This window comes from Mesorhizobium sp. USDA 3734, from assembly GCF_056279665.1.
On sequence record NZ_JBWCCW010000001.1, the window covers coordinates 3582391 to 3608829 of the forward strand.

General features: G+C 63.5%; 29 protein-coding genes and 1 riboswitch. Of the genes, 12 read left to right on the plus strand and 17 right to left on the minus strand.

The window, feature by feature from the left end:
• Nucleotide 1 precedes the first annotated feature (1 nt).
• Genes ACZ89F_RS17555 through ACZ89F_RS17570 form a run of 4 tightly spaced genes read left to right on the plus strand, consistent with a single transcriptional unit; the run spans nt 2 to nt 3361 of the window.
• Nucleotides 2–1327 carry a phosphatase PAP2/dual specificity phosphatase family protein gene (locus ACZ89F_RS17555; RefSeq protein WP_476093157.1) on the plus strand — a complete coding sequence of 442 codons (1326 nt, stop codon included), beginning with the start codon at nt 2–4 and terminating at the stop codon, nt 1325–1327.
• On the plus strand, nt 1324–1767 hold the full coding sequence (locus tag ACZ89F_RS17560; RefSeq protein WP_109663079.1) for a hypothetical protein: 444 nt from the start codon (nt 1324–1326) through the stop codon (nt 1765–1767). The genes ACZ89F_RS17555 and ACZ89F_RS17560 overlap by 4 nt, the downstream gene beginning before the upstream one ends.
• Nucleotides 1764–2426: a lysophospholipid acyltransferase family protein gene (locus ACZ89F_RS17565; protein WP_476093158.1), complete on the plus strand. Its 663-nt coding sequence runs from the start codon at nt 1764–1766 to the stop codon at nt 2424–2426. Before ACZ89F_RS17560 ends, ACZ89F_RS17565 begins: the two co-directional genes overlap by 4 nt.
• Entirely contained in the window at nt 2426–3361 is a 936-nt protein-coding gene (locus tag ACZ89F_RS17570) for a phosphatidate cytidylyltransferase (RefSeq protein ID WP_476093159.1), read from the plus strand. Before ACZ89F_RS17565 ends, ACZ89F_RS17570 begins: the two co-directional genes overlap by 1 nt.
• A 22-nt stretch (nt 3362–3383) precedes the next feature.
• Here the strand turns inward: ACZ89F_RS17570 and ACZ89F_RS17575 are convergent, their stop codons facing one another.
• The 5 genes from ACZ89F_RS17575 to ACZ89F_RS17595 all read right to left on the minus strand — a co-directional run bounded on the left by ACZ89F_RS17575 (nt 3384) and on the right by ACZ89F_RS17595 (nt 12034).
• The gene (locus tag ACZ89F_RS17575; protein ID WP_352629816.1) at nt 3384–4370 is read right to left on the minus strand and encodes a FecCD family ABC transporter permease; all 987 of its coding nucleotides are present in this window, start codon (nt 4368–4370) and stop codon (nt 3384–3386) included.
• A 29-nt stretch (nt 4371–4399) separates the two neighbouring features.
• Entirely contained in the window at nt 4400–5347 is a 948-nt protein-coding gene (locus tag ACZ89F_RS17580) for an ABC transporter substrate-binding protein (RefSeq protein ID WP_476093160.1), read from the minus strand.
• Nucleotides 5348–5389: 42 nt separating this feature from the next.
• Entirely contained in the window at nt 5390–6181 is a 792-nt protein-coding gene (locus ACZ89F_RS17585; RefSeq protein WP_476093161.1) for an ABC transporter ATP-binding protein, read from the minus strand.
• Entirely contained in the window at nt 6178–6657 is a 480-nt protein-coding gene (locus ACZ89F_RS17590) for a DUF1636 family protein (protein ID WP_476093162.1), read from the minus strand. Before ACZ89F_RS17590 ends, ACZ89F_RS17585 begins: the two co-directional genes overlap by 4 nt.
• A gap of 7 nt (nt 6658–6664) precedes the next feature.
• Nucleotides 6665–6871, minus strand: a riboswitch (cobalamin riboswitch).
• Nucleotides 6872–7099: 228 nt separating this feature from the next.
• Nucleotides 7100–12034 (minus strand): HYR domain-containing protein, encoded by a 4935-nt coding sequence (locus tag ACZ89F_RS17595; RefSeq protein ID WP_476093163.1) that lies wholly within the window; start codon nt 12032–12034, stop codon nt 7100–7102.
• 403 nt (nt 12035–12437) lie between these two features.
• Here ACZ89F_RS17595 and ACZ89F_RS17600 point away from each other — a divergent pair, with 403 nt between their 5' ends.
• Nucleotides 12438–13271, plus strand: coding sequence for an AraC family transcriptional regulator (locus ACZ89F_RS17600; RefSeq protein WP_476093164.1), 834 nt, complete (start codon nt 12438–12440; stop codon nt 13269–13271).
• A gap of 4 nt (nt 13272–13275) precedes the next feature.
• Here the strand turns inward: ACZ89F_RS17600 and ACZ89F_RS17605 are convergent, their stop codons facing one another.
• The 3 genes from ACZ89F_RS17605 to ACZ89F_RS17615 all read right to left on the minus strand — a co-directional run bounded on the left by ACZ89F_RS17605 (nt 13276) and on the right by ACZ89F_RS17615 (nt 16955).
• On the minus strand, nt 13276–14421 hold the full coding sequence (locus ACZ89F_RS17605; protein ID WP_476093165.1) for a DSD1 family PLP-dependent enzyme: 1146 nt from the start codon (nt 14419–14421) through the stop codon (nt 13276–13278).
• Complete coding sequence (locus tag ACZ89F_RS17610) at nt 14418–15698, minus strand: D-arabinono-1,4-lactone oxidase (protein ID WP_476093166.1); 1281 nt, start codon at nt 15696–15698, stop codon at nt 14418–14420. Before ACZ89F_RS17610 ends, ACZ89F_RS17605 begins: the two co-directional genes overlap by 4 nt.
• A 69-nt stretch (nt 15699–15767) precedes the next feature.
• The gene (locus ACZ89F_RS17615) at nt 15768–16955 is read right to left on the minus strand and encodes an MFS transporter (protein ID WP_476093167.1); all 1188 of its coding nucleotides are present in this window, start codon (nt 16953–16955) and stop codon (nt 15768–15770) included.
• Nucleotides 16956–17079: 124 nt separating this feature from the next.
• Here ACZ89F_RS17615 and ACZ89F_RS17620 point away from each other — a divergent pair, with 124 nt between their 5' ends.
• From ACZ89F_RS17620 to ACZ89F_RS17640, 5 genes are all read left to right on the plus strand, one after another.
• Nucleotides 17080–17706 (plus strand): TetR family transcriptional regulator, encoded by a 627-nt coding sequence (locus ACZ89F_RS17620; protein ID WP_476093168.1) that lies wholly within the window; start codon nt 17080–17082, stop codon nt 17704–17706.
• A gap of 176 nt (nt 17707–17882) precedes the next feature.
• Entirely contained in the window at nt 17883–18179 is a 297-nt protein-coding gene (groES, locus tag ACZ89F_RS17625) for a co-chaperone GroES (protein WP_006203049.1), read from the plus strand.
• A 62-nt stretch (nt 18180–18241) separates the two neighbouring features.
• Nucleotides 18242–19897 carry a chaperonin GroEL gene (gene groL, locus ACZ89F_RS17630; protein WP_136620452.1) on the plus strand — a complete coding sequence of 552 codons (1656 nt, stop codon included), beginning with the start codon at nt 18242–18244 and terminating at the stop codon, nt 19895–19897.
• A gap of 255 nt (nt 19898–20152) precedes the next feature.
• Nucleotides 20153–20350 (plus strand): type II toxin-antitoxin system HicA family toxin, encoded by a 198-nt coding sequence (locus tag ACZ89F_RS17635; RefSeq protein WP_183453634.1) that lies wholly within the window; start codon nt 20153–20155, stop codon nt 20348–20350.
• On the plus strand, nt 20347–20757 hold the full coding sequence (locus ACZ89F_RS17640) for a type II toxin-antitoxin system HicB family antitoxin (protein ID WP_476093169.1): 411 nt from the start codon (nt 20347–20349) through the stop codon (nt 20755–20757). Before ACZ89F_RS17635 ends, ACZ89F_RS17640 begins: the two co-directional genes overlap by 4 nt.
• A 62-nt stretch (nt 20758–20819) precedes the next feature.
• Here ACZ89F_RS17640 and ACZ89F_RS17645 read toward each other — a convergent pair whose 3' ends face one another.
• On the minus strand, nt 20820–20972 hold the full coding sequence (locus ACZ89F_RS17645; protein ID WP_476093170.1) for a hypothetical protein: 153 nt from the start codon (nt 20970–20972) through the stop codon (nt 20820–20822).
• A 208-nt stretch (nt 20973–21180) separates the two neighbouring features.
• Entirely contained in the window at nt 21181–21975 is a 795-nt protein-coding gene (locus ACZ89F_RS17650; RefSeq protein WP_476093171.1) for a GNAT family N-acetyltransferase, read from the minus strand.
• Nucleotides 21976–22238: 263 nt separating this feature from the next.
• On the opposite strand from ACZ89F_RS17650, the gene ACZ89F_RS17655 reads away from it, so the two are divergent.
• The gene (locus ACZ89F_RS17655) at nt 22239–22517 is read left to right on the plus strand and encodes a hypothetical protein (RefSeq protein WP_476093172.1); all 279 of its coding nucleotides are present in this window, start codon (nt 22239–22241) and stop codon (nt 22515–22517) included.
• A 212-nt stretch (nt 22518–22729) separates the two neighbouring features.
• Here the strand turns inward: ACZ89F_RS17655 and ACZ89F_RS17660 are convergent, their stop codons facing one another.
• From ACZ89F_RS17660 to ACZ89F_RS17685, 6 genes are all read right to left on the minus strand, one after another.
• Nucleotides 22730–23341, minus strand: coding sequence for a LysE family translocator (locus ACZ89F_RS17660; protein ID WP_457150662.1), 612 nt, complete (start codon nt 23339–23341; stop codon nt 22730–22732).
• Between the two features lie 215 nt (nt 23342–23556).
• The gene (locus tag ACZ89F_RS17665; protein WP_476093173.1) at nt 23557–23952 is read right to left on the minus strand and encodes a YkgJ family cysteine cluster protein; all 396 of its coding nucleotides are present in this window, start codon (nt 23950–23952) and stop codon (nt 23557–23559) included.
• A gap of 4 nt (nt 23953–23956) precedes the next feature.
• Entirely contained in the window at nt 23957–24124 is a 168-nt protein-coding gene (locus tag ACZ89F_RS17670; protein ID WP_476093174.1) for a hypothetical protein, read from the minus strand.
• Nucleotide 24125: 1 nt separating this feature from the next.
• Nucleotides 24126–24533 (minus strand): hypothetical protein, encoded by a 408-nt coding sequence (locus ACZ89F_RS17675; RefSeq protein WP_056593642.1) that lies wholly within the window; start codon nt 24531–24533, stop codon nt 24126–24128.
• Nucleotides 24533–24757 carry a hypothetical protein gene (locus ACZ89F_RS17680; protein WP_109663043.1) on the minus strand — a complete coding sequence of 75 codons (225 nt, stop codon included), beginning with the start codon at nt 24755–24757 and terminating at the stop codon, nt 24533–24535. Before ACZ89F_RS17680 ends, ACZ89F_RS17675 begins: the two co-directional genes overlap by 1 nt.
• A gap of 347 nt (nt 24758–25104) precedes the next feature.
• Nucleotides 25105–25314, minus strand: a complete 210-nt coding sequence (locus ACZ89F_RS17685) for a cold-shock protein (RefSeq protein ID WP_010915421.1) — start codon at nt 25312–25314, stop codon at nt 25105–25107.
• Nucleotides 25315–25328: 14 nt separating this feature from the next.
• Between ACZ89F_RS17685 and ACZ89F_RS17690 the strand changes: the two genes are divergently transcribed.
• Nucleotides 25329–25661 (plus strand): hypothetical protein, encoded by a 333-nt coding sequence (locus ACZ89F_RS17690; RefSeq protein WP_476093175.1) that lies wholly within the window; start codon nt 25329–25331, stop codon nt 25659–25661.
• Between the two features lie 80 nt (nt 25662–25741).
• On the opposite strand, the gene ACZ89F_RS17695 is transcribed toward ACZ89F_RS17690, so the two are convergent.
• The gene (locus ACZ89F_RS17695) at nt 25742–26395 is read right to left on the minus strand and encodes a glutathione S-transferase family protein (protein WP_476093176.1); all 654 of its coding nucleotides are present in this window, start codon (nt 26393–26395) and stop codon (nt 25742–25744) included.
• Between the last annotated feature and the right edge of the window lie 44 nt (nt 26396–26439).

The following is a 26439-nucleotide window of genomic DNA, read 5'->3' on the forward strand; positions in this document are numbered from 1 at the left end:
CATGGTCTCATCGCTTGCATCCACCGCGCGCACTGAGCCCTATGGACGGGTGGTCGTCAGGGCAGCCCTCTGGCTGGCCTTGCTGGCGCCGTTCTTCTACCTCAGCTACGGCTTCGCCAACTGGCTGGCGTCGCGGCGCGACGACGTCGGCAGCATCGTGTTCTCCTGGGAACACAGCATTCCGTTTGTCGCCTGGACCATCGTGCCTTACTGGTCGATCAATCTGTTCTACGGCCTGTCGCTGCTGCTCAACGACACCAGGCAAGGGGTCGACCGCCTTGCCGGGCGCTATCTCACCGCGCAGATCGTCGCCGTTGCCTGCTTCATCCTGTTCCCGCTGACCGCAACGTTCGTGCGGCCCGCAACGACCGGCCTGCCCGGCTTCCTGTTTGCCGTGCTCGGCGGTTTCGACAAGCCGTTCAACCAGGCGCCGTCGCTGCACATCGCCCTTTTGGTGATCATCTGGGACCACTGGCGCCATCGGCTCGGCGGGTTTCTCCTGCCGCTCTGGCATGGTTGGTGCTTTCTGATCGGTGCCTCGGTGCTGACGACCTGGCAGCATCACTTCATCGACATCCCGACCGGCGCGCTGCTCGGTTTTTTCGCGCTGTGGCTGTTTCCGCCTAGCGGCGAGGTGCCGTTTTCAGGCTTCCGGCTGACCAGCGATGCGAAAGCGCGGCGGCTGGCGCTGTCCTATGCGCTGGGCGCCGCCCTTGCGCTGGCGGGTGCTGCGCTCGGCGCCTTCGTTTGCGCTGTCGCGCTCTTCCTGCTTTGGCCGGCGCTGGCGCTGGCCATCGTCGCCCTCGCCTATGCCGGGGCCGGCGCAAAAGTGTTCCAGAAATCCGCCGATGGCAGCATCACGCTGGCAAGCCGTATTCTGCTCCTGCCTTACCGTCTCGGCGCCAGGGCAAACATATGGGGCTGGACGCGCAACCTTGCTCCCCAGGTGGCGATTGCAGACGGCGTCTTTCTCGGACGCTTTCCCACGGCACGCGAAGCCAACAGCTTCGGCACGGTCATCGACCTCGCCGCCGAACTTGAAAAACCAGCGGGAGCCGATTGCCACTGGATCAGCTTTCCGATGATAGACCTGTTGCCGCCGCCGGTCGCAATACGGCAGCAGGCAGCCGGCGCGCTGGAAAGTGCACGCCGCGACGGCACTGTGCTGGTGTGCTGCGCGCTCGGCTTCCAGCGCAGCGCTGGCGTTGTTGCCGAATGGCTGGTGGCGACCGGCAGAGCCAGGACGCCGGCGCTTGCCCGCGAGATGCTGATGACGACCGGCCGGCCGGTTCATCTTGCCGAGGCTGCGGAGCGGGCAGCGTCATGACCGGCAATGCCTACCAGGAACGCGCCGGTCGTTTCGCCCGCATGCTGATGCGGCAGGCCGCATGGCCGGCGGCAATTGTGGTGGCCGCCAATATCCTTACGCCCTTGACTGCTTCGCCGCGCGGCGCCTTCGGGAGCCTACGCGCGGCCATCCCATTGTCGGTCTCAGCCGCGATCGCGGTTGTCGTGCTCGTGTTGTCGGCGTTGCTGGTGTTCGATGCGCTGCTGTTCCGGCTGATGGCCAGCCACAAGGACGAGGCTTCCGGCGGTGCGGCGGTGGATGACATATTGGCGCGCATGCGGCTAAAACCCTCCCCGTCCACGACACGCTCGCTCGACGACCGCATGGCCGGCACAAGCCGATTGCTGTTCAAGCAGCGCGCCGCCTTGGCCCTGTTTGCCGCAGCGCTTCTGGCGGCGGGGTTTTGGGCGCCGCGATGAACAAGCTTTCGCTCAAGACCTTCACCTTGCTGCAGACGGTAACCTCCGTCGGCCTGTCGGCGCTGGCCTGGATGGTGACCGGGGTGCGTCCGATCTGGAACGGCAGCCTGCCGTCCGACCGGCAGCGCATCTATTTCGCCAATCACACCAGCCATGGCGACTTCATCCTGCTGTCGGCCTGCCTCAGCGAAAGGGAGCGCGCGATCACCCATGCGGTGGCTGCCGGCGAATACTGGGGAAAGTCGCGGCTGCGCCGCTTCATCGCGCAGGACATGCTGTCGTCCGTGCTGATCAACCGGCAATGGACGAAGCCTGAGGAAAATCCCATCGAGATCATGCTGTCGGTTCTCGACCAGGGCCACTCGCTGATCCTGTTTCCCGAGGGCACCCGCAACATGACCGAGGAGCCGCTGCTGGCCTTCCGCTCGGGGCTCTACAATCTGTCGATGGCGCGGCCTGAGGTCGAGCTGATCCCGTGCTGGATCGAGAACATGTCGCGGGTGCTGCCCAAGGGCCAGTTCCTGCCGGTGCCGCTGCTGTGCCGCGTCGTTTTCGGCGCGCCGGTGGCGATTGGCCCGGGCGAAGAGCGCCGCGCCTTTCTCGAGCGCGCCCACGCCACGCTTCTGGCGCTCAACCCGCGTCCCGAGAGAGACGATTGATGCGCCACGAAATCTCCATTCTGATCATCGGCCTGCTGGCGGTTTTGACCACCGCAAGCATCGTCGCCGCCATCCTTTCGGCGCGGGCGCCGAAGCCGCTGAGCTCGACGCTGGTCAATCTCACCCAGCGCATCAACGCCTGGTGGGTGATGGTGGCGCTGATGACGGTTGCCTTCTTCTTCGGCCGCTACGGGATGACCATCCTGTTTGCGCTGATCTCCTTCGCCGCGCTGCGCGAATTCGTGACGCTGACGCATACGCGCCGCAGCGACCATTGGGTGCTGCTTGGCATGTTCGGCATCATCATACCGTTTCAATACTGGCTGGTGTGGACCGCCTGGTACGGGCTCTTCGTCATCTTCATTCCGGTCTACTGCTTCCTGCTGATGCCGGCCATCACCGCGCTGCATGGCGACACCGAACGCTTCCTCGAGCGCATCGCCGCGCAGCAATGGGCGGTGATGATCTCGGTCTATTGCGTCAGCCATGTCCCTGCCCTGCTGACACTCAACGTGCCGGGCTTCGAAGGCCGCACCCTGTTGCTGATCGCCTTCCTGATCATCGTCGTGCAAGGCAGCGACGTATTGCAGTACATCTTCGGCAAGCTGTTTGGAAAACACCGTTTTTCGCCGAACGTCTCGCCCTCGAAAACCTGGGAAGGCCTGATCGGCGGGCTGGTGTCGGCGAGCCTGCTCGGCGCGCTGTTGTCGTTCGTCACGCCCTTCTCGCCGCTGCAGGCAGCGGCCGTGGCCTTCGTCGCCTGCTCCATGGGATTTCTGGGCGGGCTGGTCGCCTCGGCCATCAAGCGCGACCAGGGCGTCAAGGACTGGGGCCATCTGATCGAAGGCCATGGCGGCATGATGGACCGCACCGACAGCCTGGTCTTCGCGGCCCCGGTGTTCTTTCACATAGTGCGCTATTTCTGGACGATTTGAGGCAAGCCATTTCCGACCGCAATCACAGCCGGTTGCGGATGAGCATGGTGACGACGAAGAACGCGCCGACCGAGCTGGTGATGATGCCGATCGGCAGTTCCTGCGGTGGCAGCAGCGTTCGGGCCAGAAGATCGCTGGCCAGCAGAAGCACCGCGCCGAAGACGGCACAGCTGGCAACCAGGCGCAGATGCAGTGGACCCGCCAGCGGTCGCGACAGATGCGGGATCATCAGGCCGACGAAGCCGATGACGCCGGCGACAGAGACAAGAATCGCCGTCGAGAAAGCCGCGACGAGAAAGGTCATCCTGCGCATGCGCGCCACCGGCACGCCAAGGCTTTCGGCGGCGTTTTCGCCGGCCAGGAAAGCATCGAGCCGGCGGTGGTTCCACAGCGCGTAAGCCAGGATGGTGCCCGCCCCTAGCGCGCCTAACCAGATATTGTCCCAGCGCGCCAGGCCAAGGCCGCCCATCGTCCAGAACAGCACTGAGTGGGCGGCGCGCTGGTCGCCGGCAAAGACCAGATAGTTGGTCAAGGCGGTAAACATGAACGAAACGGCAAGGCCGGCAAGGATCAGCCGCTCAGGGCCTTGCCCCCTCACCCGCGCGACCAGCAGCAGGACGACGCCGGCAGCCAGGATACCGCCGGTGAAGGCAGCGACCGGCAACGTCCAGATGCCAAAACTGTCGCCGAAGACCGTGATGACGGAAACCGCACCCGCGGCGGCTCCCGACGACAGGCCGAACAGGAACGGATCGGCAAGATCGTTGCGGGTCACGGTCTGCAGCAACGCGCCGACGACGCCCAGCCCGGCGCCGACGCAGATGGCCAGGATCGTGCGCGGCAGCCGCAGGTCGACGACGATCTTGCCGACCGGCCCGGCCACGTCGTGCCCACTGAAGCCAATTGCACGGCCAAGCGCGGCAACGACGTCGGTCAGCGGGATCAGCGTCGAACCATAGGCGATCGACAGCAGAGCGAGAGCGGCGATAGCCGCCGCGCCCACCAGCATGGCCAGTGCGAATGCCGGATGGCGCAAGCTCAAAACGCTTCCGGATGCATCGCCCTGGCAATCTTGCCGATCGCCTCGATATTGGCGGGTCCAGGCGTCAGCTCGGCATAGCGCAGCGCGACGAAGCGCTCGTTCTTGACCGCGTCGGTTTCTTTCATCGCCGGATGCGCCTTCAGGAAATCGAGCAGCTTCTTGTAGCCGCCACCGTCCTGGTAATCGAGCAGGATGAGGAATTGCGGATTGCGCGACGCCACGGTTTCCCAGTCCGTGTTGCCCCAGCTGGTTTCCATGTCGGCCATGATGTTGTCGCCGCCGGCCGCTGATATCATAGCGCTGGGGATGGCGAACTTGCCTGCGGTAAACGGCTTGTCTTCGCCGGAATCATAGAGGAATACCCGCGTACCCTTGCGGTCGCCGACCTTGGCGGTAATGTCGGCGAGCTGCGTCTTCCAGCCCGAAACGAGCTTTTCAGCCTCGGCCTCCTTGCCGAAGATCTTGCCCAGCTTTTCGACGTCGCCGTAGAGCAGGTCCATCGAGGCGGCGGGGCGGCCCTTGTCGAGATGGACGCAGCTTTCCGTCAGCACCAGCGTCTTGATGCCATGCGGGGCAAGCGTATCGGGTGTCACCTCGCCGCCCGGCTTCATGCCGTAATACCAGCCGGCGAAAAAGAAATCGGGCTCGACGGCGACGAGGTTTTCGAGCGTCGGATATTTGGGCGCCAGTTCCGGGATCGAACCCTGCTCGGCCTTGAATTCGGGACCGACCTTGTACCACCCGGTGATGCCGGTCAGGCCGACGATCGACGGCTGCAGTTTCAGCGCGAAGGCCATCTCGGCCATGTTGAGATCGTGGATGACGGCACGCTTCGGCGGCGCGTCGAAGGTCAGCGGCTTGCCGCAGCTGTCGACGGTGACCGGGAAGGCCAGGGCTGTCGAGGCCAGCAGCGAGAAGACGAGCGAAAAAGCGAGGCGTTTCACGGGTGTTGCTCCTTTGTTGAATGGGTCGAATGGGGATTGGCTTCAATCAGAATTGTTACCGGCGCGGTTCGGAACCTCGAACACCGTCAGTTCGCGGTCCTCGGTCGGATGGCGCAGACGCAGAACATCGATGCCGAAAATCTCGCGGATCAGTTGTTGGGTCAGCGCTTCGCGCGGCGCGGCGAGCGCTTGCAGACGGGCATGGTTCATCACCGCCACCCTGGTGGCGAACGGCGCGACCAGTGCCAGATCGTGCAGCACCGCGATCACGGTCATGCTGAAGCCGGCTACGAGTTCGAGCAGTTCGCCGCGGGCGCGCGGGTCGAGATGATTGGTCGGCTCGTCGAGGAACAGGATCTTTGGCTGCTGGGCGATGGCGCGCGCCAGTTGGGCGCGCTGGCGCTCGCCACCCGACAGCGAGCCAATGGTGCGGCCGAGCAGCGGCAGCAGACCGGTCCGGCGCAGCGCATCGACGACAATGTCGCGCTCCTCGCTCCTGCGCCGCAGTCCGGCGTGCGGGACGCGGCCAAGCTCGACATAGTCGATCACCGCCAGCCGTGGATCGGGCTGATCGGTCTGCCCGACCACGGCGATATTCAGTGCCCGTTCGGCAGCGGAAATCCTGTCCAGCCGGCGTCCGGAGAGCTTCACCTCGCCGGAGCTTGGCCGTAGCATGCCCGACAGCATGCGCAGCAGCGTCGTCTTGCCGGCGCCGTTGGGACCAATGATGGCGAGGCGGTCGCCAGCGGCCACCGACAGGCTGACCGCCTGAACCAGGTCCCGCCCATTCGCCACGACGCAGAGGTCACGTGCTTCGAGAAGCGCTACGGTCATCGGCTGCTGCCCGCCAGATTGCCCGAACGGGGGATGCGGGCCAGTGTCTTGCCGGCCAGTCCCGCCGGACGCTGACCGGAACTGCACCAGCCATCGGCGAGCGACGCGTAGAGTTTGGCGAATCGCACGAGGTCGCCGACATCGGCTCGTGCGTCGATGGAGCCGAAGAGATAGGCGGCCTTGCCTTGCGCCTGGAAGGCGACCGTCAGCGGCCGCGCGCAGCCTGCCATGCAGGCCACGCCTTCGACCGCGAAGCCCTGCGCCACCGCCGGCTCGTGCCGGGCCGCAAGCCGGGAGCGCAAGTCAGCACAAAGGTCTTCCCCGGACCTGACCCCGGTCACAAGGTCACGGCAAAGCGTGCACACGATGATGCGATGGATGGAGCTGTCCAACTTTCCGTCACTTTCCAAAACTGGCGACGGAAGGAAGCTGGCGAGCCGGCCGACAAGACCGAGATTCGCGTTTCCTCCCGGCACACCCCGTCCGGTCAACTCAGTGATGGCAGGTCTCCTGGCTCGCGGGTCGTTGCGCCATCCAGCCTTCCCAGCCTTGCCGGCCAGTGGCATTCACGGATTTTGCTCGCCGCTTACAGTTGCGGGGGCAGCCACGGCCTCGATCCCTGGGGATCTCACCGTGTTCCCTTTTCACCCCTCGCCTTTCGACTCGGGGACCATCACCGCCTCAGCGTAGATTTCCCCCAATCGCTTCGCAACGGATTTCTCGGACGGAGTGATGGGCCCCTCATGTGTCAGGGAAACAGACATAGCGCGCTCTCATTATGTAATAACATAACGCTTTAGAAGACGCCGCCTGACGCTGTCAAGCGAAAGCCCTGCCGAGGCCGATCTATCAGCGACAAGGGTTTGTCGATCAGGCGACATTGCTGTCGGCGTTCGATCTTGCGCGCGTGGTCCGGCCTCAGAACTTGTGGCTGAGGCCCAGCTTTCCACCCCAGGCGCTGTAGCTGCTACTGCCGAGGCCGTCATAGAAGGCCGAGGCGTTGACCGACATGCCGTTGCCGGCCGCCAGCTCAAATCCGGTCTCGGCGCGCCCGCGCAGGCCAGTCTCGGCCAGTCCGGGTGCCGCCGTGGCGGCCGTCGCGGTGCTATCCTGCATGAAGGTCCAGATGCCCTGCAGGTCGACGAAAGGCGTCAGCAACAGGCCGCCTTCCAGCTGCAGCGTGGTCGAGATGTTGGGACCGAAGGCGAACTGGCCGGTGCGCACGTCGACCGAGGGCACGTCGATGCCGAGGCCATCGACATAGGCGTCTGTCTTTTCCTCGAACATCGTCACCCGTGCCTCCGGCTTGATCCTCCAACGCTCGATGTCGAAGCTGCCGATCAAGGCCGCGGTGGCCAGCCAGCGTTTCCCGTCGAAACGGTCCTCGAAGGTGCCGAGCGGCGAGATCTGGTTGAACGATTGGCCCCAGCCGACGCGCGTGTCGAGGTAGAAATGGTCGGAGAGCCGCACCGTCGCATAGGGACCGACGAGATAGCCGATGCCCGAGACTGCGGCACCGTCTTTTCCATCCTGGTCCACCCAGTCGACCTGCAGGCCAAGGCCGACCAGCACGCTCGGGGTCAGCAGATAGTCGGCGCCGCTATGGGCGATGCCGAAGCTGCCGTCACCGCCGGCCGAGTTGAAACGGCCGATCGTGCCTTCCGTCCAGACGTCGAAGCGCCTGGCCAGCGGATCGCTCGCCTGCGGGTCGGCAGCGGGTGTGGCGCCGGCGGCGTCGGTCGGTCCGAAAGCGTGCTGGAAGGTCACGCCGGCTGGCGGCAACTGACCCGAGGCCGCATATGCGCTGAGCGGCAGCTGCGCACCCGGCGCGGCCATCATCTGTCGGGCACCAGTTCGCCGATCACTGGCGTCAGCTTGCTGACTGCCATCGTCGCTGCCAGCGGCCTGTGCTCGCTGCATGCTGTAGGCGAAGGTCGTGCGATCGGCCGATATCTGCAGGCCGACAGGCAACTGGCTGCCGCCGATCGGCATGCCAAAGGCCGTCATGCCGCCATTGCCGGTATAGGCGCCGGTCAGCCGCTCGATGCGGCGGTCGATGTCGGGCTGGTTGTTGATGATCACATCGGCCCGGCCCTCGAGGAACGAGCCGATCAGCGCCACCGCCTTGTCGGCGGAATCGCTGGTCGAGATGGTGCAGCTTACCGCGCCGCCCGAAACCACCGTCAGCGTGCCGGTGTGGCTGCCGGCATTGATGGTGGAGCCCGAGTCGGAGCACTGGGCCGAGGCTATGCCGGTACCGTTCGGCACCGTGAAGCTGAAGTTGTAAGCGCCCGGCGCCAGCGTGATGGCGCCGGAAGAGCCGTGGCCGCCACTGCTGTTGACGGCGACATTCAGCCCCGGTTCGGACGACGAGAAACCGAAGCTGCCGTCGGACGGCGCATTGACGACGAAGGTGACGTTGCCGGGCGGCGTCGCGCTGACAGTCACCGTGAACGAGGCGGTGGCGGTGTTGCCGGCGGCATCGGTGGCCTGGAAGGTGTTGGTCGTCGTGCCCAGCGGAAAGTTGGCGCCGGAGGCGAGGCCCGTAGTCTGGCTTATCGTGACACCAGGTGCGTTGTCGGTCGCCGTCGGTGCGGTCCAGGTCGCCGTGCTGGCGGTCTCGCCATAGGCGACGGCGATGCTGATGTTGGCGGGCACGGTCAGCACAGGCGGCTCGCCATCGGCGACGGTGACGGTGAACGACTGTTCGGCGCTGGCGTTGCCTTGCTTGTCCACGGCTTTCCAGGTCACCGTCGTGGTGCCCACGGGGAAGTCGCTGCCGGAAGCAAGGCCAGCGACGAGTTCCGGCTCAACGGCGCCGTCGACCAGATCGGTCGCCGATACGTCGTAGGTCACCTTGGCCGTTGCCTTTCCGGCATCGGTGGAAACGCTGATGTTGCCGGGTACGCTCAGCGCAGGCGCTCCATTGTCGGTAACCGTGACGGTAAAGGACTTTGGATCGCTGGCGTTGCCCTGGTTGTCGGTCGCCTGGTAGGTCACTGTCGTGACGCCCACCGGAAAATCACTGCCGGAGGCCAAGCCCGCAACCAGTTGCGGCGTCACCGTACTGTCGACCACGTCGGTGGCCGACACGGCGTAGGTGACATTGGCCGTCGCCTTGCCCGGATCGGTGCCGACACTGATGTTGGCGGGCACCGTCACTTCGGGCGCCTCGCCGTCGATGACCGTTACTGTAAAAGTTGCCGTATTGGAATTACCGGAGTTATCGGTTGCGCGGAATGTCAGAGTTGTCGTGCCGACCGGGAAGCTGGCGCCGGATGCAAGGCCTGCGATCTGCGTTACCGTTGGCGCTGGATCGACGGCATCGTGCACCGAAACGCCGCTGTAGGTTACCACCGCGTAGCTCTTGCCGGGATCGGTAGCGACACTGATGTTAGCGGGCGCGGTTACCACCGGCCCCTCATGGTCTTGCACTGTCACGGTGAACGACCCGGAACTGGAATTGCCCTGCTTGTCGGTGGCGGTGAAGGCGACGGTCGTGGTTCCAACCGGAAAATCCGCGCCGGACGCAAGGCCTTGCGTCTGATTGGCTGTGACGGCGCCATCGACAGCGTCGGTCGCCGAAATGGCGTAGATCACCCGGGCGGTGTTCTTTCCGGCATCGGTATCAACGACAATGTTGGCAGGCAGGTTGAGCGTCGGGGCTTCCGCATCGTTGACGGTCACCTTGAAGCTGCCATTGGCGGTGTTACCCGCGGCGTCGGTGGCGCTGCACGCTACCGTCGTCTCGCCAAAGGTGAAGCTGCTGCCCGAGGCCGGATTGCAGGTCACGCCGACGCTGCCATCGAGATTGTCGTTCACCGATGTGGTGAACGAGACAATCGCCGCGTCGGTGCCGGCCGCCGCCGTCGCGCCGATGTCGTCAGGCAGGCTCAGCACCGGCGCTTCCTTGTCCTCGACAAGGACTTTGAACGCTCCTTTGGCGATGTTGCCGGAGGCGTCCTGTGCCGTGCAGTCGACCGTCGTCTCGCCCACCGAAAAGGTCGAGCCGGCTGCCGGTGCGCAGCTGACCACGGGGTTCGTGTCGATGGCGTCGACGGCCGTGGCCGCCGGGTACGTGACGACCGCTGTGGTTGCGCCGGGATCGGTGCTGGCGACGACGTCCTGAGGCACCGTCAGCGTCGGCGCCTCACCATCGGTCACGGTCACCTTGAAGGTGGCCTTCGTCATGTTGGAGGCGGCATCCAAAGACCGGCAGTCGACAATGTGTTCGCCGAAATCAAAGCTTGAGCCCGGTGGCGGGCTGCAGGTCACTGTCGGGTTGGCGTCGACATTGTCGGTCGCGGTCGGCGTCACATAGGTGACGACGGCGCTTGCCGATCCTGGAGTGGCGCCCAAGGAAATGTCGACTGGCGCGGTGAAGACCGGCCCCTCGCGGTCCTCGACCGTCACCGTGAAGCTCGCTGTGCCAGTGTTGCCGGCGGCGTCGGTGGCGTTGAAGAAAACGGTGGTCGTGCCCAGCGGAAAGGCGCTGCCGGAAGGCAGACTGCCGGAGGCGACAACCGGCGTGATCGTGCCGTCGGCGTCGACATTGTCCCTGGCGGTGGCGGCGAAGGTGACAACGCGGGTCGAGAGGCCAGGATCGTTGCCAAGCCTGATGTTTGCAGGCGGCGTCACCACCGGCGCTTCATGGTCGATGACCCTCACCGTGAACGTCTTGGCCCCGCTGACATTGTGGCTGGCGTCGATGGCGGTGCAGGATACGGTGGTATCGCCGACGGTGAAATCGCTGCCGGGGGCGGGCAAGCAACTGACCACGGGCGCCGGGTCGCCGGCGTCGGTCGCGCTGGCGGCGTAGGTCACCTTGGCCGTCGCCTTGCCGAGATCGGTGTCGACGGCAATAGGGCCTGGCACCGTCAGGTCCGGCGCGGTCACGTCGTTGATGGTGACCTTGAACGTCTTGGCGTCACTGGTATTGCCCGCGGCATCCGTGGCGGTGCAACTCACCGTGGTGTCGCCGATGGCGAAGGTGCTGCCCGAGGCTGGCGCGCAAGAGACGACAGGGTTCGGGTCGGCATTGTCGACGGCTGTCGCCGCGAAGGTGACCGCTTTGCCCGATGCATTGTCAGGTGCATTGTCGCTGATGTCGCCAGGTACAGTCACAACCGGCGCTTCATGGTCCTCGACGGTGACGTTGAAGGAGCCCTCGGTGACATTGCCAGACGGATCGGTGGCCGAATAGCTGACCCTGGTGGTGCCCAGCGCGAAGGCGCTGTGCGATGCCGGGCCTTCGGTCAACAAGAGGTCGGCGACATCATCCTCGGGGTCGTGAGCGCTGACGGCATAGTCGACGACCGCCGTCGCCTTGCCGGTCTCCGTGTGGATGGTGATGTCGGAGGGCAAGGTCAGGTTCGGCGGGTTGGTGTCCGGCGGAGCCATGGGAACGATGACGTTGGCGCCGGTTTTGCTGCCGTTGGGTGCGGTCCATTTGAGGATCGGCGCCCCGGAAAACGAACCCGCCGCCATGTTGAGCGGGGTGACGGTATAGGTCGAGGTGCAGGTAAAGGTGGCGCCAGTCTGCGACGGGGGGCTATCGCAATCCGGCACGTTGGGACCGAAACCGCGTGGGTCGACCGTCGCGGTCGAGAACACCCTGTTGCCGGAATAGGCCGTGTAGGTCAGCTTCATCACCTGGCCGACAAAGCGGAATTGCGCCGGGCGCGACGCGACCGTGATCGATGGGGTGCTGGACTGGGCGCGACCGTCGACGATGGTTGTCATCCAGAGCAGACAGGCCAGCAGGCCGACGCAGAACCTGACGGTCACTGCCTTGCGGGCAAGTCCCGGAAACGGCGCACAAGGCGCGACATTTTCAGCAAAATTATACGTCACAACCACCCCCACGCCTGATCGGGGATCAGGCGCATCCCAAATTTCCCAGTGCTTTGCGGCCCCACTGACGCAAAGGCGCTACGCTGATGCAGCGTCCTGCAACCCGGCGGAACAGGATGTCGGCCGTGGCAGCAGCCGCTCACCGGCCTACCCGATCCCTGTCGCGCAGGTTCCTGCGGTACCTATGCCGGGCCTATCGCGGCGGTCAATTGAGCGAGCGAGCGCAGGCCCGACTATTATTGGGGGGAGTTTTCCGAATCGATGCAAGCGCTTAGCCGACTGGGTCATATCGGTGCGCGAACCATGACGGGCATCGCGTAGATTGCACAGGATGCGCAATTTCGATCAAACTGGCCTTGCGGAAAGGCGGCAAGATGATCCGGCCCATGCGAAAAGGAGCCCCATGAACCCGACCGAGAAAGCGCTGTGGTTCGTCGAGAGCCATCTGCCGGAGGCGATCTCGCTCGACGATGTCGCCCAAAGCAGCGGCGTGTCGCGTTTTCATGTGACGCGGTCGTTCGGTGCTGCCACCGGCCGCTCGGTGATGGGCTACATGCGCTCGCGCCGTTTGACCGAGGCGGCGCGCAAGCTGGCTGGCGGGGCGCCCGACATCCTCAGTGTTGCGCTCGATGCCGGCTACAACTCGCATGAGGCTTTCACCCGTGCCTTCCGCGATCAGTTCGGCACCACGCCCGAACTGGTGCGCGCGCAAGCCACTCTCGACAAGCTCGACCTCGTGGAGCCGATCCTGATGGACCAGTCCTTCCTTGCCAACCTTGAACCACCGCGTTTCGAGATCAGCCGACCATTTCTGATCGCCGGTCTCGGCGAACGCTACAGCTGCGAAACCAGCGCCGCTATCCCGATGCAGTGGCAGCGCTTTGGCCCCTATATCGGCAACATTCCGGGCGAGACCGGCAATTTCGCCTATGGCGTCTGCGTCAACGGCGACGATGCCGGCAATTTCGACTACATCGCCGGCGTCGAAGTGTCGGACTTTTCCGACCTGCCCAGGGAGTTCAGCCGGGTGCGCGTGCCGGCGCAGAAATATGCGGTTTTTGCCCACCGCGAACACATCTCGACCATCCGCCGTGCGGTCAACACGATCTGGAACAAATGGCTGCCGGCCTCCGGCCACGAAATTGCAGACGCACCGGAATTCGAGCGCTATGGGCCGGAGTTCGACCCGCGCAGCGGCAATGGCGGGCTGGAGATCTGGATACCGGTCAAGGGCTAGGCGATCACGCCATCGGCAGTGCCGGCCAGCGATCGGTGATCCTGCCGCCGGAAAACACGACGATCGATCCGAACTGCTGCAGCACGGCCTCGCTCTGCGTCGGGCGCAGGAAGGCGTAGTCGCCTGGCCTTGCGATAGCATCGGCCGGCAGGCCCATGAATTGCTGGTTCGAGGACAGGCCAAGCAGGTCGTTCGTCATCATGCCTTCGGGGAACACCGGCTCGGCCATCCATTTGCCGCCATAGATGTAGCAGCCCTTGCGCGGAAACCGGCCGACCGCCTGCAGCAGGCGCGTGACGACCGGCGGGCCGGGCAGCATCGGCTCGACCACTTTCAGCATCGGCGTCGCGATGAAGGCCGCCGGCTGGAAGCCGTCGAGACCTGATGTATCGAAGTCGCTGGGCAGCACGAAGGCCGAGCCCATCGACACTTCATTGACGACGCCGCCATGATGAAGCAGCGCGGTCTTGCTGCCGCCGATGTTCAGGATGCGGCGCTGGTCGGCGCCGAGACGAGCGACGAACGCCTTGGCCTGCGCCGACGCCTTTGCCAAGGCTTTCGCCGGCCCGCCGAACAGACCCGGAATAAGCGGCGCATGCGCCTCGTAGGCCATGACGCCTTCGCAATGCAGCCGTTTGTGGGCCTGGAGTGCATTCAATGCCCTCGACAAGGCTTCGGGATCGGCAAAGCCGCCGCGATGCAGCCCGACATCGATCTCGAAAGCAATGCGCAGTTCGATATCGAGTTCGGCTGCCAGCGCGCCATATTCCGCCAACCGCTCCTCACTGTCGATCAGCCAGCAGACACGCGACCAGTCGGCGTCCGCTGTCACCAGCGCCGCCCTTGCCGCGCCGATCGGCATCGGCTTGCCATACAAGAGATCGGCATCCGGAAACGCCTTCAGCACCGCCTCGCTGATCGGCGGATGAAAGGTCATGAAATGATTGGTGCCAAGCGCCTTGCCGATATGCGCAAGCAGCGGCAGGCAGGCGAGCGATTTGTCGACCAACCGCACGGCAAGGCCGGGATCCAGTCTCCCCTTAACCAGGGCAATGTTGCCGTCCAGCCGGTCGCGATCGAGCATCAGGCAGGGCTGGAAGATGCCGGCTTGCCTCAGCGCATCCGACAGGGTGGAAAAATAGGTGCTCATGTCTCGATGCCGAACAGGCCGGCCATGTAGGGGGAGATGAAGCGGTTTTGCGGATCGATGTCACGGCGCACCGCCATGGCATCGTCCCAGCGCGGGTAGAGCTTTTTCAGATCCGCCGCTTTCAGGCTGTGCATCTTGCCCCAATGCGGCCTGCCGCCGTATTTGCGGAAGATCGGCTCCGCCGCCCGCATGAACGGCAGCGGATCGTTCGCCGCGTCGTGGTGGATGGCGATCGAGCAGGTCAGCCTGTTGTAGAAGGGCGAAAGCCAGAACTGGTCCGATGCGACCGAGCGCACCTCCATCGGGAAATAGACCTCGGGAAAACGCTTCTCGGTCAGTTCGATGATCTCGGCCAGCGCCTTCGGCCCCTCCTCGAAGGGCAGATGATATTCCATCTCGTTGAACTTGGTCTGCCGGTCGCTGGCATAGACGTTGAGCCAGTCCTGCACATAGTCCTCGGCCGGCAATTTGGCGATGGCGCCCAGGATCAGCCGGCGGCGCAGCGATGGCAGCCAGGCAAGTGCGGTGCGCAGCCGGCGCAGCGTCCTCAAACCCGCCTCGTCTTGCTCCGGCGGCCGTGTGGTGGGTGCGGCGTCGCTGACGTCACTGGCAATGAACTGCGCATGGCCGGAAAACGGAATGTAGTAGAATTCGGCCGAGCGATGCGCGGCCATCATCGTCTCGAAATCGCGCAGCATCTCAGTGATCGGCAGCACCCATTTGCGGCGGCGCAACCGGTAGGTCGCAATGTTGTTCAGCGTCACTTCGCTCAGCACGCCGAAGGCGCCGAGCGCGACACCGATGGCGTGGATCATCTCCTGATCCCCTGCCCGCTTGAAGTCGCGGACCTTGCCAAGTCCGTCGACGATCTGCACCGTCTCCAGCTGCGTGTGATAGGCGCCGAGCGTCGGTCCCGAGCCGTGGGTGGCGGTGCCCAGCGCGCCGCCGATGGCCTGGCGGTCGATGTCGCCCATGTTGGGCAGGCCCTGGCCAATGCCCTGCAGGATGTGCATAAGCGGGCCGAGCCGGATCCCTGCCCGCACCCGCGCCTGATGTTTTTGCGCGTCGTGCGAGACCAGCCCTTCCAGCCTCTCCAGGGACAGGATCGTGCCTTCGGATTTCACCAGCGGCGTGAACGAATGACCGGCGCCGACGACGCGGACCGGGCCGGGTGCGGTATGAATGAGATCAGCCAGTTCGCCGACATCGGCGGGACTGGCGATCAGCCGCGGTTCGGCAGTGACAAAGCCCGACCAGTTGCTCCAGCTGTTCGACATGGCGCTCCCCGCTCAGACGTTTTTGTTGGACCATGATCTCTTCCGAAAACCGGCTTCCACTTTTCGGGATCATGGTCTGGCGCGGCGACGCCGCGACACCAGGACGAACAGACCAAGCAGAAGCACGCTGGCCACGGTACTGGCGGCAGCAAATTCCGGCACCGGCCGGAAATCCTTGCCATCGATCAGCAGCGACGCCGCAATCGGCCCGATCGCCAGGCCGAACAGCTGGGCCGCCGGCACCAGCAGCACGGCGGTGCGCGTCTCGTCGGCGGTGATCGCCAGCCGGATCTGGTAGGGCACGATGAACAAGAGGATGAAGCCCATGATCAGGGCTGCGATCCAGAATATCGTGAGGCCAGGTCCGCTGGCCAGAACCAGGGAGCAGACAAGCGCCACGACACCGATCGTGGCGATGGCAGCGCGATAATCGATGCGCGCCTCGAACACGGTGGCCGTCATCGCGCCCAGGACCTGCACCGCGAGGCTAGCCGAGACGATCAGGCCGACGGTGCGGCCATCGATGCCGTATTGGGCGCCAAGCGGTTCCAGAAAGGCCCAGACCGCTCCGAAGAACATGAAGTAGCAGAAGACCGACAGCAGCGCGGTGAGTGACGGAACCGTCAGCACACTGGCCAGATTCTCCTCCTTGGGCAGGTCGGCATAGTCACCGGGTACGGTGAAGGCGACCGCCAGCGACGCGACGCAGACGACGGCAAGAACGATGAAGCCGCCCGCCGACCCGGCGGCCGGAATGACATAAAGCGCCAGCAACAGGGCAAGCGCGCATTGCGCCAGCGTCTGCATGGTGACGAAAAAGCCGCCGATGCGCTCGGCCCGCCGCGAACGGGCGATCAATTCGGTGGCGACGGCGACCAGACCGCCCTCGGCGAGCCCGGCCAGGGCGCGGGCCGCAATTAGCGTGCCGGCGCTTGCGGCATAGGCTGTCCACACATTGGCCAGCGCCAACAGCAGAAGAAGGACGGCACTTTTCCAACGCATGTTGTGCGCCGAGAGCAGCATCGCCACCACGGCCGAACCGATGGCGATGGCGATCATCTCGGCTGTGGCGACCAGCGCCAGTTCATCGCCGCTGACATGGCCCTCGGTGTAGAGGGCGCCGAGCAGCACCGGCTGCAGGCCGAGAATGAGCAGACCGACCGAACCGATCCACAGGGCCGCGGCAAGCTGCCAGCCGGTCGGATTGCCAACCAGCCAATCGCCATTGCCTGCATGGACGGTATCTGTCGAAGTCAAAGGCGCCTCCCAACGTCCTTGCCGTGCCGCCAAAAAGCTGACAACCTGTCAGCATTTGAGAAACTGATACTTGATCATATTTCTTGTCAACCGGAATTTGGAAACCCGTGCGAAAGATCGGTGCATGACGGAAGTGAAGAGAATGGCGACCGAGCCCAGGCGCAGGCCCAAGCAGGAACGCAGCCGCGAGCGCATCGACGCGATCCTGTCGACAACCATGCGGCTGATCGGCGAAAAGGGCATCGACGCCGTCACCATGAAGGAAGTCGGCATGCTGGCGGGCGGGCCGATCGCCACCGTCTATCACTATTTTCCCAACAAATCGGCCATCCTGGCGATGCTCTATGAGCGGTTTTCAGAGGTCAGCCGCGCACGGTTGACCATGATCATCGCCGATGTCCGCGAGGCGAAGGACGTGATCGTGGCCGCCGACCGGCTGCTTGACGACTATCGCAGCCGCGTCGCCGGCGATCCGGCCATCCAGGATCTGCAGAACGCCATCCAGGCCGACAAGGCGCTCAAGAATCTCGACATCGCCGAGACCCGACATCAAGCCAAAATGTTCTGCGACCATGTCATCGCTCTCCTCGCGCCCGAGAAGCGCGAACAGTTCGAACGCATGGTTCTCCTGATCTTCCAGCTCGCCGGCGGCGTGGTGCGCCTGGCGCTTGCCGAGGGCGAAGCGGAAAGCCGCCGCACGATCGAAGATTATCGTTCGATCATTCACACGCAGTTGCAGTTGTTTTTGTAAACCTCGGTCCGTAGAAAAATTTCACACTCCCGGTCGGTGCCACGCGCCTTGACTCTGGCGGGTCGGCGGCCTATTTCAGCGCCACGTTAGCACTCGCCATTGGTGAGTGCTAACCACATGTCCGGCGCCGCCGGATGGAGGAACTGTTTCTCACCGTTCTCATCGAGGAAGAAAAAATGGCAAAGTCGAAGTTCCGCCCGCTTCATGACCGCGTGGTCGTTCGCCGGGTCGAATCCGAATCCAAGACCGCCGGCGGGATCATCATCCCGGACACGGCAAAGGAAAAGCCGCAGGAAGGCGAGATCATCGCTGTCGGCTCCGGCGCTCGTGACGAAGCTGGCAAGCTGGTCCCGCTGGACGTCAAGGCTGGCGACCGCATCCTGTTCGGCAAGTGGTCGGGCACCGAAGTCAAGCTCAATGGCGAAGACCTTCTGATCATGAAGGAATCCGACATCATGGGCATCATCGGCTGATTATCGGCCTCACCGTCAACTGAATTCCCGGGCTTACTCCAAGCCCTTGCCAGGAGCTAAAAATGGCTGCCAAAGACGTAAAATTCTCCCGTGATGCCCGCGAGCGCATGCTGCGCGGCGTCAACATCCTCGCCGACGCGGTGAAGGTCACGCTCGGCCCCAAGGGCCGCAACGTCGTCATCGACAAGTCGTTCGGCGCCCCGCGCATCACCAAGGACGGCGTCACCGTCGCCAAGGAAATCGAGCTTGAGGACAAGTTCGAGAACATGGGCGCGCAGATGGTCCGCGAAGTTGCTTCGAAGACCAACGACATCGCCGGCGACGGCACCACGACCGCAACCGTTCTGGCACAGTCGATCGTCCAGGAAGGCCACAAGGCCGTTGCCGCTGGCATGAACCCGATGGACCTGAAGCGCGGCATCGATCTGGCCGTGACCGAAGTCGTCGCGGCGCTCGGCAAGGCTGCCAAGAAGATCAAGACCTCCGAGGAAGTTGCCCAGGTCGGCACGATCTCGGCCAATGGCGACGAGTCGGTCGGCAAGATGATCGCGGAAGCGATGCAGAAGGTCGGCAACGAAGGCGTCATCACGGTTGAAGAAGCCAAGACCGCCGAGACCGAACTCGAAGTCGTCGAAGGCATGCAGTTCGACCGCGGCTACCTCTCGCCCTACTTCGTCACCAACGCCGACAAGATGGTTGCCGAGCTCGAGGACGTCTACATCCTCCTGCACGAGAAGAAGCTCTCCAACCTCCAGGCCATGCTGCCGGTTCTCGAAGCCGTCGTGCAGACCTCGAAGCCGCTGCTCATCATCTCGGAAGACGTCGAAGGCGAGGCTCTGGCCACGCTGGTTGTCAACAAGCTGCGTGGCGGCCTGAAGATCGCCGCCGTCAAGGCGCCGGGCTTCGGTGATCGCCGCAAGGCCATGCTGGAAGACATCGCCATCCTCACCGGTGGCCAGGTCATCTCGGAAGACCTCGGCATCAAGCTCGAGAACGTCGGCCTCAACATGCTCGGCCGCGCCAAGAAGGTGTCGATCTCCAAGGAGAACACCACCATCGTCGACGGCGCCGGCAAGAAGGCCGAGATCCAGGGCCGCGTTGCCCAGATCAAGCAGCAGATCGAAGAGACCACGTCGGACTACGACAAGGAGAAGCTGCAGGAACGTCTCGCCAAGCTCGCGGGCGGCGTTGCGGTGATCCGCGTCGGTGGCGCGACGGAAGTCGAAGTCAAGGAAAAGAAGGACCGCGTCGATGACGCCCTCAACGCGACCCGCGCGGCCGTCGAAGAAGGCATCGTTGCAGGCGGTGGCGTCGCTCTGCTGCGCGCTTCGGCCAACATCAAGGTCACCGGCGTCAATGCCGACCAGGCTGCTGGCATCAACATCGTTCGTCGTGCGCTGCAGGCTCCGGCCCGCCAGATCGCGGCCAACGCCGGTGCGGAAGCATCGATCGTTGCCGGCAAGATCCTTGAGAACAAGGGCGCGACCTTCGGCTACAACGCCCAGACCGGCGAATATGGCGACATGATCGCCATGGGTATCGTCGATCCGGTCAAGGTCGTTCGCACGGCTCTCCAGGACGCGGCCTCGGTCGCCGGCCTGCTGGTCACCACCGAAGCCATGATCGCGGAGGCTCCGAAGAAGGAGTCGGCTGGCGGCGGCATGCCTGGCGGCATGGGCGGCGGCGGCATGGGCGGCATGGGCGGCATGGACTTCTAATCCAGCCAATCTGGCTAAGCTTACGGAAAGGGCGGCAGAAATGCCGCCCTTTTTTATTCTACCAGGACGTTTACTTCACTAACAGCACTGCCAGGACTTGAATTGGAGCGACACACCGTGCGGAATGCTTGGCGCGACATCGAGCTAACATTTCCGCTGGCGTCAGAATGGGTGTTGGTTGATGTCCACAGGGCACGGGACTCGTAATGTTGATTTCAGTGGGCGTGTGTATTATCTTACACGGAGAATGCAGCTGTGGAGCGCGATAGCCGCGCCCTGATCAAATTGTTGGAGGCTGATGGCTGGTTCAGAATTGGTGTGACCGGTTCTCACCACCATTTCAAACACCCAACGAAGCCGGGCAAGGTTACGATTCCGCATCCGCGCAAGGACATGCCTACAGGAACCGTTCGCGCTTTGTTGAAGCAGGCGGGCCTCCTGAACCAAAAGTGAGAAGCTTGCGTTACATCGCCTTCATCCACAAAGACCCGGACAGCATCTACGGCGTAAGCTTCCCCGACATGCCCGGCTGCATCTCGGCAGGAGACACGATCGACGAAGCCGTGCGCAACGCTGTCGAGGCGCTCTCCGGCCATGTCCGCATGCTGGAAGCGGACGGCGATCCAGTTCCCCCGCCGCGTGACTTCGATGCCATCATGAGCGATCCCGAACTCGCGGAGGATCGCGACGGCGCCATGACGACTGTCATTCCGCTGATCCGTGATCGCGGATCAACGACGCGGATCAACGTATCGTTCGATCTTGGCCTGCTCGAAGCTATCGATGCGACGGCTCGTGAACGCGGACAGACACGCTCGGCCTTCCTTGCTTCAGCCGCTCGCAAAGACATTGTAGATTAGCTGCGCAAGGAAAGCCCGCCGCCTCTGGCGACCCGCATGACCACATCAGGCGCGTCGCGATATCAGGACCCCGGCGATGGCATCTCGGCCGCGGAAATCGCCGCGTCGCGATTGCGGCATCCTCCAGCCAGCACCGCGGCTTCGATCAGCGCGGCGACCTCGTCGGCCACGGCCTGTACCGGGGCGCGGTCGCGGGTGGCGCGGGCGATCACCATCAGCCCTTCCACTGGTGGGGAAGAGTGCGTGATCGAGAACACCACGCCGGCGCCGGACGGTGCCCGCCACGTCGACAAGGCCGCCTGTATCGAACTGTGGTCGGCGATAGCAACCTAGGCCGGCACGCCTTCGACCTCGAAGAGACCTTCGTCGCTGGCGACCGGGCGACGATCCGCTTCTATAATCGGATCCCGGATTCCGCAGCGCTTACCGGGTGAACCGTGCGCTGTCGTTGGGAGTTGCAATTCCGCAGATAAGGTCCTGCGCGTGATGAAGGCCGCATGAAGCAACCATGCGACGAGACGGCACGTTCGATGCCGATACGAGCTCATAGACGTGTGTCGCGCCGAGATCGTGGAAGACGCTGACGATCATGCGGGCATTGACGTAGTTGCCGAGCCCTTTGCCTCGCTGTGATTCCGACACCGCAACGAGCCCGCCCCAGGCGTATCGATGATAAGGGCTGTGGGCGTTGTGTGGGAGATAGCCATGTGCCGCCGCCACGATGGTTCCGTCGCCGTTACCGACTGCCACCGTAGTCGCCGGGCCAAGGCCTCCAACCAGCAGCGATCCGGAGAACGGCGCCACACCGGCCGCCCCCATGAGCGCCTGAATGCGGGCGGTGTATTCATGTTCCGGCTGGACCGGCCTATCCAGGTCAGTCAATTTACCTGGCAGGCCCTTGGATATGATCGCCTCGGAGGCAGCCAGGGCGCTTGCCCGGTCTCCCAAGAATACGTCCCAGGTATCGAAGCGAAAGTTCCGTTCCGCCAGACGAGACCTGAGTTTCTCGGCCTTACCGGCGGGGATCAGGCGGAAGCCGCAGACGCCGTCGCGGTCCAGGAACCCGTCGATGCGATCCCATCCCAGCCGATCCACATCGTCACAGCCCATCGTGCGACCGGTCTGACATGCGCCAGCCGTCGCATTGATGAAGCCGGTACTCGCTTCGGCCTGCGCTTGCAGGTGTTGCTGGACCTCTGTTCCGTAGTAACCCGACATGAGCGGTTCCCGCGCGCGGACGAAGCATAATCTGAGTATAGCACGAGCCTGGCGGCTCGGTCATTCAGGCGGCAATGCGGCCCTGACCGAGCCCGCCCTCGACGTTTCGGTCCATCTGGATAGCGATCACTCTGTCGGTCCGTCAGCGCCATCGGCAGGCCTCCTACCAATATTAGCTAATCCTAAGCTACTTTCATCTGTGCTAGGATTGGGCGCGACCGCCATTCGACGATCGAGAAAGACCACTAGGGAGGACTCGTGTGATGAACATTAGAACCGCCTGCTTTGGAGCACTCGCATTGGCTGTCTTCAGCGGCACGGCGTTTGCCGGGGCGCTCGACTCGCCCAAGATGATGGAGCCGTTCTTCACCGATTCGGGCATGAAGACGATGAAATCCGACGATGAAATGAAGGCGGCCTGGGCAGCGATGTCCAAGGACGATCAGGCCATGATGATGAAGGAATGCCAGGACGCTGCGATGAGCAAACCATACGCACCGTTCTGCGAAAAATTGAAAGCCCTCGGCGGCGCAAACAAATGATTGCCCTAAAGCGCGTCGCGGTTGAACGGATCCAGGCGACGCGCTTTAGGTCTTTGTTTTTTATGCATGTCGTTCTCCCAGAACCGAGATCACTTTTGGGCGACATGCATTAGCCTGGAGTTGAAAAGCGGATGAAGGCGGGCCCTGGGCTCGCCTTCTGACTATCTGGGCGGGGATTTTGCGCAAAAACGACAGGATCCACGAACCGATTTCTACCGATCCGCCAGCGCCAGTTTGGCACCGAGCATGACGAAGGCGCCGGCGAAGGTCCGGCGCATCCAGGTCAGAACCATTGGCCGCGACACGACATGGCTGCGGATCGAAGCGGCGAAGATGCCGTAACCGACGAAAACCACGAAGGTCAAAAGCATGAAGACGGAGCTGAGCTCCAGCATCTTCGACAGTGCATTGGGCTCGGTGGTGCTGACGAATTGCGGCAGGAAGGCGAAGAAGAAGATCGACAGTTTCGGATTGAGCACGTTGACGAGGACACCGGTGGCAATCACCTTGCCGGCCGAGCGTGGCGTCACGTCCTGCTCGACGCTGAGGCCACCCTTTTCCTTCAGCGTGTTCCAGGCCATGTAGAGCAGGTAGGCGACGCCGAGATATTTCAGCGTCTCGAAGGCGACCGCGCTGGTGTGTAGCAGCGCCGCAAGGCCAGTGATGGCGGCTGCCATATGCGGGATGATGCCGAGCGTGCAGCCGAAGGCGGCGATGATCGAGGCGCGCGCGCCGCGCGAAAGGCCGGCGCTCAGCGTGTAGAGAACGCCGGTGCCGGGCGAGGCCACGACGATCAGCGACGTCAACAGAAATTCGATGCTCATGGAATCCTCCGCTGCCCTGCCCGGCGCGGAAGGTATCGGGACGGATAATGGCGCACAAGCGGCGTTGAGCTTAATCTCCCCCCTCGAGGGGGAGATGTCGCCGAAGGCGACAGAGGGGGTCGCTTCGCATGAAGTGCCAGCGCCTCTTACGACGAGAGGACGCCGGCGCTCTATGTGAGGCGACCCCCTCTGACCGCTTCGCGGCCATCTCCCCCTCAAGGAGGGAGATTAGTGAGCGCCATACCGTGCGCCCGGCGCGCCATCAGGCAATCGTCGTCACCAGGCATGCAGGCGCGGCAGACATCCGGGCGGATGTCGTAAATGCCGCAAGCGGTCGACTTGCCGATCTCGCCGGACAGCGCCGAGCAGCGCACGCCCTCGCAACGCATGCCGGACAGATTGGCCGCCACATATTGTTCCGGGATACGGTCGAGTTGCGCATCGTCCTCGGTGGAAAAGCGCGGCCACTCGGCCGAATAGGAACAGCAGGCGCCGCAGCTCTGGCAGTCGAAGGCAGGAGCGGTGCTGCGTTGCGACGCCAAAGGGCTTGCAGCGGGCACCACGGCAGACAGCCCCGGCGCGGCAGGATTGCGATCGGCGTCTTGCGGCAAGATGCTATTTCTTCTTGCCCGCCTTGCGCGACGACGCTTCGGCCGGCGACTTGAACAGATCGGTCGCGGTCTCGGCGGCCCCGTCGCCTTTCGGCGCGGCAACCGGCTTGGCCGGTTTTGCGGCGGCAGCCGGGGCTGCCGGCTGGTCCTTGGCGGAGAATTTTATGGCCATGTCAGTCCTCGTCGACGAAGCGCGATGATGGTGCGCGCGGATTGCGCAGGCGGCCGATCAGCGCCGAAACCGCCGTGATGTTCATTTCCTCGGGCGACCAGTTTCTGACTTCCGCGATGTGGTGGACTGCCAGCTCGCGATGCGTGCTGCCGCTGTAGGCGGCGTCCTGATGGGTCACGCGCTCATGGGTCTTGGCGTCTTCGCGGACATATTCGATCAGGTAGTTCGGGCATTCGGCGCGACCGCGCACACCGAGCCGCACCTGGGCATCGCCATGGGCGCGTTTGCAGCGCTCCAGCTTTTCCAGCACCCGGCGTACATATTCGACCGGCTTGTTGAGGCCTTCGACAACGTCGGCGATGGTCGAGTCGGCGGCGATCAATTTCGGAGGCACGCGCTTGGTAGCCATCAGCGTCTTCCGGCTCGCTTCGGCAAGGCGGCCAGCGCCGCGGCGGCGGCCAACTCGTCGGCCTCCTTCTCCAGGCGCTGTTCGCGCAGGCGCGCGGTCTTGGCTTCCCGCGCCTCGCTGACGGCATCGCGTTCGGAATTGATGCGGTTGAGCGACATCGACTGGGTTTGCGTCTTGCTGAACAAGGACACGGCCTGTTCGACTGTCTTCGAATGAGCGGTCAAAATCTTTCTCCTGTCAGGAGCCTGTGCCGATGGAGCGAAACCGGGTCTTCGGTCAGGACCACGCACAAAGCAATACGGCAGCGGATTCAAATTGCTGGAGCGTCCCTTAGCACGTCCAAGCCAGCGCGCAGCGCACTTTCGGCGGCAAGACGCGCAAAATGAAAAAAGGCCAGGCACCGCCTGACCTTCCGTAAGAGAACGCCGGGCATCCAGACGGATGCACAAGGCACGCTCCTCTCATGCGCATGATATGCCGTGGAAACTCAGGTCTCCGCGGCCATGCGCCCGAATTCGCCACTCACCGGTGCCAGTACATCCGTGGTCACCGGGAGAGCTGAATTCTTTTTTCAGGCCGCCTTCAACTGGTCGGCGGACATCTTGCCCGACTTGTTGTCGCGGACCATCTCGTAGCCGAGCTTCTGGCCCTCGACGATGTCGCGCATACCGGCGCGCTCTACGGCCGAGATGTGGACAAAAACGTCGGCCGAGCCGTCGTCAGGCTGAATAAAACCAAAACCTTTGGTGGCGTTGAACCATTTAACTGTGCCGGTGCTCATGACGAACCCTTTCCATGGCAAATATTCGTTCGACGCCATGCGGATGCACAACGTCGTTTGTCTCGATTTTTGATGTGGGAAGTTCGTCAAAGGCGCGCTCGAAAGCGCGGATAACAAAAGTCAGTCAAACAAATATCGACGAAATGCTTCTAGGCTTCTTTTGGCGCGCTGTCAAATCTGCATCCGCCACACCTGCGGAATTCTCCCAAAACACCTGTCCAAACATCTGGCATGACGGCAAACCGGACGCTAAACGGCACGCTGCCACCAACTCGAAAAAAAATTCGCGGCATCCGGGAACCATCCGCGCAAACGCGCATTTATTCCGTGTCATCAGCAATTCATGAGAGCAATCGAAAGAAAGGTTGATGGCAAAGACGCCCCCCGCACGATAAAAGGTGCGAGGGGCGTTTTCGTTTGGATCCACCTATTCGTCCGGGCTGGGTTCCGGCCACGTCTCCTTGGCCGCCTCGGCATACCAGTGCCGCATCGCCGGCGTTGCCAGCACGGCATCGACATAGGCTCGCGTATCCGGCGCAAGCGTGCCGCCATAGGTGTCGAAGCGGGTCACGACCGGTGCGTACATGGCGTCGGCCGCGGTGAAATGGCCGAACAGGAAGGGCCCGCCCTGGCCGTATTTTTCCCGGCACTCGCGCCACAGCGCCTCAATGCGCTCGCGTTGCGCCTCGCCTTCGGCATCGAGCGGCTTGTGGCCTTTTGGCCGACGCAAATTCATCGGCCAGCCGTAGCGAACTTCGCGGAAACCGGAATGCATCTCGGTCGCGGCCGAGCGCGCCAGTGCGCGGGCGTCGATATCGGCCGGCCAGAGTTTTTTGTCGGGAAACAGCTCAGCCAGATATTCAAGGATGGCAAGGGTTTCCCAGACGATCTTGCCATTGTGATTCAAGACGGGCACCTGGCCGGTCGGCGACACCTTCGCCAGATTGGCAAAGGTCTCTGGCGTGCGCAGCCTCACGAAACCCTCCGCGAACGGGATTTCCAGATGCCTCATCGCCACCCATGGCCGGAGCGACCATGAGGAAAAGCACTTGTTGCCGATGAAGAGTGTGAATTCAGCCAAGAAGGCCTCCCTGGAATTTTTCGCCACACTAGCCACAGCGCCTT

Bases quoted from the DNA above. Each gene is read 5' to 3' on its own strand.
- ACZ89F_RS17670 (WP_476093174.1), bottom strand. From the start codon at position 24,124: ATGGCCATAAAATTCTCCGCCAAGGACCAGCCGGCAGCCCCGGCTGCC.
- ACZ89F_RS17605 (WP_476093165.1), bottom strand. From the start codon at position 14,421: ATGAGCACCTATTTTTCCACCCTGTCGGATGCGCTGAGGCAAGCCGGC.
- ACZ89F_RS17555 (WP_476093157.1), top strand. From the start codon at position 2: ATGGTCTCATCGCTTGCATCCACCGCGCGCACTGAGCCCTATGGACGG.
- ACZ89F_RS17585 (WP_476093161.1), bottom strand. From the start codon at position 6,181: ATGACCGTAGCGCTTCTCGAAGCACGTGACCTCTGCGTCGTGGCGAAT.
- ACZ89F_RS17650 (WP_476093171.1), bottom strand. From the start codon at position 21,975: ATGTCGGGTTACTACGGAACAGAGGTCCAGCAACACCTGCAAGCGCAG.
- ACZ89F_RS17620 (WP_476093168.1), top strand. From the start codon at position 17,080: ATGACGGAAGTGAAGAGAATGGCGACCGAGCCCAGGCGCAGGCCCAAG.
- ACZ89F_RS17610 (WP_476093166.1), bottom strand. From the start codon at position 15,698: ATGTCGAACAGCTGGAGCAACTGGTCGGGCTTTGTCACTGCCGAACCG.
- ACZ89F_RS17660 (WP_457150662.1), bottom strand. From the start codon at position 23,341: ATGAGCATCGAATTTCTGTTGACGTCGCTGATCGTCGTGGCCTCGCCC.
- ACZ89F_RS17645 (WP_476093170.1), bottom strand. From the start codon at position 20,972: ATGGTGATCGCCCGCGCCACCCGCGACCGCGCCCCGGTACAGGCCGTG.
- ACZ89F_RS17655 (WP_476093172.1), top strand. From the start codon at position 22,239: ATGAACATTAGAACCGCCTGCTTTGGAGCACTCGCATTGGCTGTCTTC.
- groL (WP_136620452.1), top strand. From the start codon at position 18,242: ATGGCTGCCAAAGACGTAAAATTCTCCCGTGATGCCCGCGAGCGCATG.
- ACZ89F_RS17575 (WP_352629816.1), bottom strand. From the start codon at position 4,370: ATGCTGGTGGGCGCGGCGGCTATCGCCGCTCTCGCTCTGCTGTCGATC.
- ACZ89F_RS17570 (WP_476093159.1), top strand. From the start codon at position 2,426: ATGCGCCACGAAATCTCCATTCTGATCATCGGCCTGCTGGCGGTTTTG.
- ACZ89F_RS17600 (WP_476093164.1), top strand. From the start codon at position 12,438: ATGAACCCGACCGAGAAAGCGCTGTGGTTCGTCGAGAGCCATCTGCCG.
- ACZ89F_RS17560 (WP_109663079.1), top strand. From the start codon at position 1,324: ATGACCGGCAATGCCTACCAGGAACGCGCCGGTCGTTTCGCCCGCATG.
- ACZ89F_RS17675 (WP_056593642.1), bottom strand. From the start codon at position 24,533: ATGGCTACCAAGCGCGTGCCTCCGAAATTGATCGCCGCCGACTCGACC.
- ACZ89F_RS17690 (WP_476093175.1), top strand. From the start codon at position 25,329: ATGGCAAATATTCGTTCGACGCCATGCGGATGCACAACGTCGTTTGTC.
- ACZ89F_RS17565 (WP_476093158.1), top strand. From the start codon at position 1,764: ATGAACAAGCTTTCGCTCAAGACCTTCACCTTGCTGCAGACGGTAACC.
- ACZ89F_RS17685 (WP_010915421.1), bottom strand. From the start codon at position 25,314: ATGAGCACCGGCACAGTTAAATGGTTCAACGCCACCAAAGGTTTTGGT.
- groES (WP_006203049.1), top strand. From the start codon at position 17,883: ATGGCAAAGTCGAAGTTCCGCCCGCTTCATGACCGCGTGGTCGTTCGC.